The sequence below is a fragment of the Parapedobacter soli genome, from assembly GCF_025460835.1.
In the GTDB taxonomy this organism is placed as follows: Bacteria; Bacteroidota; Bacteroidia; order Sphingobacteriales; family Sphingobacteriaceae; genus Parapedobacter; species Parapedobacter soli.
This window is the reverse complement of record NZ_JAMXAY010000115.1, coordinates 1-2,598: the sequence shown is the minus strand read 5'-3', so window position 1 is coordinate 2,598 and position 2,598 is coordinate 1. Positions and strand designations below refer to the sequence as shown.

Here is a 2,598-nt window from a genome sequence, read left to right as displayed (position 1 = left end):
CCTGCAAATCCAATCCCCAAAATTCTTAAAAGCGAAATCCCTGACAGCTCGGTTAACTAATTGGTACATTGACAAAAAATGCTTATCTTTGCAGACCGATTTCACTTGCAAAATAAAAACAAATAATTGGAGATGGCAAAAACGAAGATTCTGTTTGTTACCCACGAGATGTCGCCTTTCCTCGAATTAAGTAAAATTTCTGAAATTACCCGTCAACTGCCTCAGGCGATGCAGGAGCGGGGCTATGAAATCCGTATCCTGATGCCGCGTTTTGGCAATATCAACGAGCGCCGTAACCGGCTGCATGAAGTCATCAGGTTATCGGGGATGAACATTGTGGTGGATGACAACGACAACCCATTGATTATCAAGGTTGCATCAATCCCTGCTGCACGTATGCAAGTATATTTCCTGGACAACGAGGAATATTTCCAGCGTAAGCAGGTGTTTGCTGATGAGAAAGGCAAATTTTTTGAAGACAATAACGAGCGGACGGTATTTTTCTGCAAAGGTGCGCTGGAAACAGTGAAAAAACTGGGCTGGGCTCCCGACGTGGTACATTGCCACGGCTGGATGAGTGCGTTGATACCGGCTTATATAAAAACAGCTTATAAAGACGACCCCACTTTTAAAGATACCAAGGTAATCTACTCGCTGTACAATGAAGATATCGATTTTTCATTCGATGAAGGCTTTTCGGAAATGGCACGTACCGGCGATATGACAGCCGAAGACGTAATACACTATAGCGACGGCACCTATGCCGCAATGTACAAGGGTGCATTGGCCTATTCCGATGGTGTGGTTCTAGCCGAAGAAATTGCGGATAAAGAACTGTTAAATATTGTTAAAAAGCATGATATTCCCGTATTTGAACTGGAAGACCACCAAGAATTCGAGAATTATTACAACCTTTACGAACAATTTTCAAGTGTAGAGCTTGAGACGGAAGTGGAGGCATAATTTTGGATTTAATTCTTTGCGAATGAGCTATCATACCAAAGACTTATTAACCTTGTTGATAAGTCTTTTTGTTTTAGGAGGTTGTGACAACCCATCGGGCATAGGTCTGGATGTGGATCCGGAGGATGAGTTAGTAGGGACGTTGGTCGACACGCTTACCATACAGGCGGTGACCGTGCTTGACGATAGTACGCGATCTTCGTCGTTTTCACAGACAGCATTTGGTTGGCTCAATGATCCGGTGATCGGTGAAACCGTGGCTGACCTGGCTTTGGCCATTGGCCGGCCTACAACGGTGCCCCGCATTGCACCCGATGCAGAGATCGACTCGGTCGTTCTCGTACTGCCCTATGGTACAGAATACTTTGGAGATACCCTACGGCCCAACTTCAGCCTCCAAGTAAGGCAACTGAATGAGGCATACGTGGATGGCGAGTACTCCACGAAACAATGGGAGGTGAAGGGTGACGTGATTGGAGCAAAAAATATAGGCCGGTTTGCCTATAAGCAAACAGATAGCGTAAGTATAACAAAGTATATCGAAGATACGGGTAAGGACTCCGTGGTGAAGGATATCCCGCAATTACGTATCGCACTGTCGGCCGAATTTTTCAAGGAGCTGTTGAGCGAGACGGTTGACTCGGCTTCCCTATCTACAGAAACCGGATTTAACAACCATGTGAAAGGGCTTTACCTGAGTGTTGACGGGAGTGCAATGACAGGCGTAGGCGGGCTGGTTACGTTCCAGGGTATTGGCGGAAAGACCGGGATTGAATTGACCTACCGGCAGCCGAATGGCGAGGAAGGGGATGATGCGGATATCGATACTATCCGCACATTTTTACCTACAACGATGCAGGATAGTTATAGCGGTACGACGTACCGGCGGCTGACATCCAGTATCAAGCGGACGTATGCGGAAGCGGTCCGGACACAGCTGGAAAATCCCGGCACCCATTATGACGTATTATACCTGCAGGCACCAGCCGGATTGCGTACTCGTTTAACCATTCCGTATATCAACGAGCTGAAGTCACGGAAAATAGCGGTGAATAAGGCGGAACTGGTGTTATATACCACCACTGCCGATGGTTTGGAGGATGAGTTGGGGCATGCACAGCGGTTGACATTATACCGTGAAGACATAGCCGGGCAGCGGCAGCCGGTGCCCGATGGAGATTCACGTACCAGCGGCAGCAGTTACGCCGGCGACGGCCGCAGCCTTTGGTACCGGTATGGCAACTGGCGCGCATTCGGTGGGGATATGGACGAGGATAAAAATCGTTATGTCTTCCACCTCACGTCCTACATCCAGGACATCCTGCAAGGGAAGATAAACAGCAACGAGTTCTTCATTGCCCCAGCGGCGGCATCTGATACCTCCGTGCCGTATTATCCGGTACTCAACGCCGGTGGCCGAGCAGTTATCGCTAACGGCGAAGGAACGGATTTGAAGATGAAGCTCAATATCTATTATACCACGTCGGCGAACTGATTCCGGCGGTTTCTTCTGATTCAAACGATACAATCATAAAAAATGCTCCATCTAAGGTGGAGCATTTTTTATGATTGCGGTTAACTTGAGTTTAAGTAGTCAACCCTTAAAAAGCCCAATATTTCTTTTTTGAAGTCAAT

At 47.5% G+C, this 2,598-nt stretch carries 2 protein-coding genes; both read left to right on the top strand.

The window, feature by feature from the left end; translation table 11 throughout:
* Nucleotides 1–132: 132 nt before the first annotated feature.
* Nucleotides 133–963, top strand: coding sequence for a glycogen/starch synthase (locus NGM62_RS21715; protein ID WP_262250402.1), 831 nt, complete (start codon nt 133–135; stop codon nt 961–963).
* A 22-nt stretch (nt 964–985) separates the two neighbouring features.
* Nucleotides 986–2,458, top strand: a complete 1,473-nt coding sequence (locus NGM62_RS21710) for a DUF4270 domain-containing protein (protein ID WP_262250401.1) — start codon at nt 986–988, stop codon at nt 2,456–2,458.
* The last annotated feature ends 140 nt before the right edge of the window (nt 2,459–2,598 follow it).

What these genes read in the sequence shown, in the direction of transcription:
- NGM62_RS21710 (WP_262250401.1), top strand. Translation starts at nt 986, where the DNA reads ATGAGCTATCATACCAAAGACTTATTAACCTTGTTGATAAGTCTTTTT.
- NGM62_RS21715 (WP_262250402.1), top strand. Translation starts at nt 133, where the DNA reads ATGGCAAAAACGAAGATTCTGTTTGTTACCCACGAGATGTCGCCTTTC.